This is a genomic window from Candidatus Erwinia dacicola, assembly GCF_001756855.1.
GTDB classification, from domain to species: domain Bacteria; phylum Pseudomonadota; class Gammaproteobacteria; order Enterobacterales; family Enterobacteriaceae; genus Erwinia; species Erwinia dacicola.
Genome location: NZ_MAYS01000317.1, coordinates 1 through 4,774, shown reverse-complemented (window position 1 = coordinate 4,774; position 4,774 = coordinate 1). Strand labels below are relative to the sequence as shown.

Sequence of the window (4,774 nt, the reverse complement as noted above, 5' to 3'; positions counted from 1 at the left end):
TGGGTGCGGTCCTGACGGAGCAGAACGAAAAATGGCTGCTGCAGAACCGCTACCTGCCTCAGCACACCATGGCGGAGATAGACCACACTGCTGAAGACGACGTAATCGACGCGTTGCCAGTCAGCGCATAACAGGCCCATTACCGGACCGGAAGGCTGTAAGTGAATTTACACCACCTTGACGGACTCGACCAAGATCAACGCGGACAGTTCGCCTGTCGCGTGCGAAAAGTCGTGTTGCTTCTCGACGATGAATTCGCCTAACGTGTTCATAACACAATCCCTGAATCTGCGGTTGAGTAGCAGCCTGCTTCACAAACTGCCAATATATGCGTACGCAGTCTGGCTGATTGGACGCTAAAGAACATAGGGCAAATCCGTTTCTTCCGCACGATGGGGACGGTACACTGTGCGGAAACTTTTTAAGCAACGGACCTTTTATGCGTATTCATATCCTCGGTATCTGTGGCACTTTAATGGGCGGTCTGGCAATGCTGGCACGCGAGCTTGGCCATGAAGTCACTGGTTCAGATGCTAACGTCTACCCGCCAATGAGCATGCTGTTGGAAAAGCAGGGTATTGATTTAATCCAAGGGTATGACGCTTCACAGCTGGATCCTGCCCCGGACCTAGTGATCATCGGCAACGCCATGACGCGCGGTAATCCGTGTGTCGAAGCGGTGCTGGAGCGTAATATCCCTTACCTCTCCGGCCCGCAGTGGCTGCACGATTACGTGCTGCGTGACCGCTGGGTGATTGCGGTAGCGGGAACCCACGGCAAAACTACCACCGCAGGCATGGCAGCGTGGATTTTACAGGCCCGCGGTTATCAGCCGGGCTTTGTTATTGGTGGTGTACCGGGGAATTTCGAGGTTTCGGCAAATTTAGGAAAAAGCCCATTTTTCGTGATCGAGGCCGACGAGTACGACTGTGCGTTCTTCGACAAGCGCTCCAAATTCGTGCACTACTGTCCACGCACCCTGATCCTCAACAACCTTGAGTTTGACCACGCCGATATCTTTGACGATCTGCTTGCGGTGCAGAAGCAGTTCCACCACTTGGTGCGCATCGTGCCGGGGCAGGGCAAGATCATCCTGCCGGAGCATGATGCCAATATTAAGCAGGTGATGGCGATGGGCTGCTGGAGCGAGCAGGAAACCGTGGGTGAAAACGGCCACTGGCAGGCGAAGAAGCTGTCACCGGATGCATCGCATTGGGAAGTCTGGTTGGACGGTAAGCGCGTGGCTGAGGCTAACTGGGCGCTGGTCGGTGAGCACAACATGCATAACGGCATGATGGCGATTGCGGCGACACGCCATGTGGGGGTGAAGCCGGAAGATGCCGGGCGCGCACTGAATGACTTTATCAACGCCCGCCGCCGTCTGGAGCTGCGCGGTGAGAGCAACGGCATCAAGGTATACGATGACTTTGCCCACCACCCGACCGCTATCCTCGCGACGCTCTCGGCGCTGCGCGGCAAAGTGGGCGGCACGGCGCGCATTCTGGCGGTGCTGGAACCGCGTTCAAACACCATGAAGATGGGTATCAGCAAGAACGATCTTGCCCCGTCGCTGGCGCGCGCGGATAAAGTGTTCCTGTTCCAGCCGCACCACATTCCGTGGCAGGTCGCTGAAGTGGTCGATGCCTGCATCCAGCCGGCGCAGTGGAGTGCGGATATCGATACGCTGGTAGAGATGATCGCAAAAAAAGCCCAGCCGGGGGATTCAATCCTAGTGATGAGCAACGGCGGTTTTGGCGGGATCCATCAGAAGCTGTTGGATTGGTTAGTGTAATCAATAGCCAGCGGGCGAGGCATGCCCGACCCGTTACGCCTAGGCTAATTCGCGCAGATACTTGAAAATCTGGCGGTACGCTTTTGGCGACTTATTGGTCGCTTTCTCTTTTTTCTGCGCGTTACGGATTATCGCACGCAGCTGCTGGCGGTCCGCATTCGGGTAGAGGTTAAGCACCTCCGGGATCATGTCATCACCCTGTTCCACCAAGCGGTCACGCAGTACTTCCAGCTTGTGGAACAGCGCCGCCTGCTGGTTGTAGCGGTTCCTCAGCTTGTCCAGCGCGGTACGGATCGGCCTTTCATCACGAGAGCGCAGCATCTTACCGATCAGCTGCATCTGGCGGCGGCGGCCCTCTTTCTTGATCTTCTGCGCCAGCTCAATCGCGGCACGCAGATTTTTATCCAGTGGGATTTTTTCCAAGGAGTTTTTCCCCAGTTCTACCAGTTCACCACCGAGGCGCTTCAGCTCTTCGGCGTCACGTTTAATCTCACTTTTACTGACCCAGATAATCTCTTCGTCTTCTTCTTCATTATCGGGTACATCGTCGAGCCAGTTATCGGGCTGCTTGGTCATTGGTACGGCTCCTGAAAAAGAGGCTAATGCTATCAGGTTACGTGGCTACTGCGAAATTGTTTTCTGAGTCTGTTAGACTCAAATCATTCCTTATCACCTTGAGAGCTGCATTTGATGCAGGTATTTCTCAACTAATTATATGGTAGGCCGATGAAATTACTCTCCCAAGTTGCAGAACAGCGTAAAACCCTAGAGCAGGCGGTCTCAACAGCACTTGAGCTGGCGAAAGTCAGCAGCGATGGGGCAGAAGTCGCGGTAACCAAAACCACCGGCATCAGCGTTAGCACGCGTTACGGGGAAGTGGAAAACGTCGAATTCAATAGCGATGGTGCGCTCGGAATCACCGTTTACTACCAGAACCGTAAAGGCAGCGCCTCCTCCACCGATCTCAGCCCGGACGCGATCAAACGCACCGTGCAGGCTGCGCTGGATATTGCACGCTACACTTCACCAGATCCGTGTGCAGGCGTAGCGGATCGCGAGCTGCTGGCGTTTGACGCGCCGGATCTCGATCTGTTCCACCCGACGGAGATCGACGCCGATCGCGCCATCGAACTGGCTGCGCGGGCAGAACAGGCCGCGCTGAAGGCTGATTCACGCATCACCAATACCGAAGGCGGCAGCTTCAACAACCACGTCGGCATTAAAGTGTTTGGGAATAGCCACGGCATGCTGCAGAGTTACTGCTCCAGCCGCCATTCGCTCTCCAGCTGCGTGATTGCGGAAGCCAACGGCAATATGGAGCGTGACTACGCCTACACCATTGGCCGGGCGATGGCAGATTTGAAGTCGCCAGAGTCGGTTGGTGAAGAGTGCGCGCGCCGCACGCTGTCACGCCTTTCGCCGCGCAAGCTGTCGACGATGAAAGCGCCGGTGCTGTTTGCCGCGGAAGTGGCGACCGGACTGTTTGGTCACTTGGTGGGAGCCATCAGCGGCGGCAGCGTCTACCGTAAATCCACCTTCCTACTCGATTTCCTCGGCCAGCAGATCTTGCCAGAATGGCTGACGATTGAGGAGCATCCGCACCTGCTAAAAGAGCTGGCGTCAACACCGTTCGACAGCGAAGGCGTGCGTACCGAGCGCCGCGACATCATTAAAGATGGCGTGCTGCAGAACTGGCTAATGACTAGCTACTCGGCGCGCAAGCTGGGGCTGCAAAGCACCGGCCACGCGGGCGGCATCCATAACTGGCGCATTGCCGGGCAGGGCCACAGCTTTGATGACCTGCTCAGGCAGCTCGGTACCGGGCTGGTTGTCACGGAGCTGATGGGCCAGACGGTCAGTGTGCTGACCGGGGACTATTCGCGCGGTGCATCCGGTTTCTGGGTTGAGAATGGCGTGATCCAGTATCCGGTCAGTGAAATCACCATCGCTGGTAATCTGAAAGATATGTGGCGCAATATGGTAACCATCGGCAGCGATATTGAAACCCGCAGCAATATTCAGTGTGGATCCATTCTGTTACCAGAAATGAAGATCGCCGGGCAGTAATTTACCGATTTAGGCGTATGCTAATAAGGCGGTTGCTCAGACAGCCGCCTTATTTATAATTATAAGGATTGAAGCAATGCGTAAAACCTTAAACCTTAATTGCAATGTTGAGTACCACGCTATTGTTCTCCAGTTTTGCCGTGCTGTCGCAGGATCTGGAAGGGGATATGCTAAAAGGTGGCCTGCGGACGGTGCAGATCAATCATAAAAAGTTCCGCTAACGCTCCGGGCCGGGAATTTTTACTGGCCTAATTAAATTTATCATAAGTTTTTCTCTATTTCCTCCTGCTGGCCGCTTTATTCTACTGCTATTTTTTCTGCCCTTGCATAAATTGCGTAAAATAGTCATTATTTTGTGATTTATCTTTCATTTTAAAATCATTCATGCACGGTCTGATGTTTTTTTGCGGCCTGACTCGCACCCCATCCGTTTATTTCCGCTTGCAGGCGGAAAAAGTTGTTCTCCACAGCACCTCTGCACAGGGGTAGCGGCGGATTCAAGTTCGAAGTGCAACGCTAAGCCGCCTGTTTTAGCTCTACAAAGACCACTGAAGGTTGCCGGAACCCAAGGCATTTCCGTGGCCTGCTATTCAGTGCTCCCTGGTACTTGCGGAGCTCGTCATCCGTCACTGCCGTCAGGTCAGTTCCTTTCGGGATAAACTGCCTCAACAACCCATTGGTGTTCTCGTTTAGCCCGCGCTGCCACGAGGCATATGGATGAGCGAAGTAGGTTTCCGCTTCCAACGCGTCAGCGACTTCCTTGTGCCGGGTAAACTCCCTGCCGTTGTCGAACGTGATTGTGTGACAGACGTCCTTATAGCCGCTCAGCATCGAGATAATAGCGGCGGCAACTTCGGCAGAGTCTTTAGAAAAAACCTTCTTCGTCAGATAAATACGGCTTTTACGTTCGACCAG

At 54.4% G+C, this 4,774-nt stretch carries 4 protein-coding genes and 1 pseudogene; 3 read left to right on the top strand and 2 right to left on the bottom strand.

From position 1 onward, the window contains the following. Nucleotides 1-131: pseudogene (locus BBW68_RS17875) on the top strand (IS256 family transposase); the annotation flags it as partial. A gap of 308 nt (nt 132-439) precedes the next feature. Continuing rightward, nucleotides 440-1,792, top strand: a complete 1,353-nt coding sequence (mpl, locus tag BBW68_RS09330; protein ID WP_070135145.1) for a UDP-N-acetylmuramate:L-alanyl-gamma-D-glutamyl-meso-diaminopimelate ligase — start codon at nt 440-442, stop codon at nt 1,790-1,792. A gap of 39 nt (nt 1,793-1,831) precedes the next feature. Here mpl and yjgA read toward each other — a convergent pair whose 3' ends face one another. After that, entirely contained in the window at nt 1,832-2,368 is a 537-nt protein-coding gene (gene yjgA / locus BBW68_RS09325) for a ribosome biogenesis factor YjgA (protein ID WP_070135144.1), read from the bottom strand. A 150-nt stretch (nt 2,369-2,518) separates the two neighbouring features. Here yjgA and pmbA point away from each other — a divergent pair, with 150 nt between their 5' ends. Next, on the top strand, nt 2,519-3,859 hold the full coding sequence (gene pmbA / locus BBW68_RS09320) for a metalloprotease PmbA (RefSeq protein ID WP_070135143.1): 1,341 nt from the start codon (nt 2,519-2,521) through the stop codon (nt 3,857-3,859). A 516-nt stretch (nt 3,860-4,375) separates the two neighbouring features. Here pmbA and BBW68_RS09315 read toward each other — a convergent pair. After that, nucleotides 4,376-4,774, bottom strand: a 399-nt coding sequence (locus BBW68_RS09315) for an IS30 family transposase (RefSeq protein ID WP_148127474.1), incomplete at its 5' end; no start/stop codon positions are given.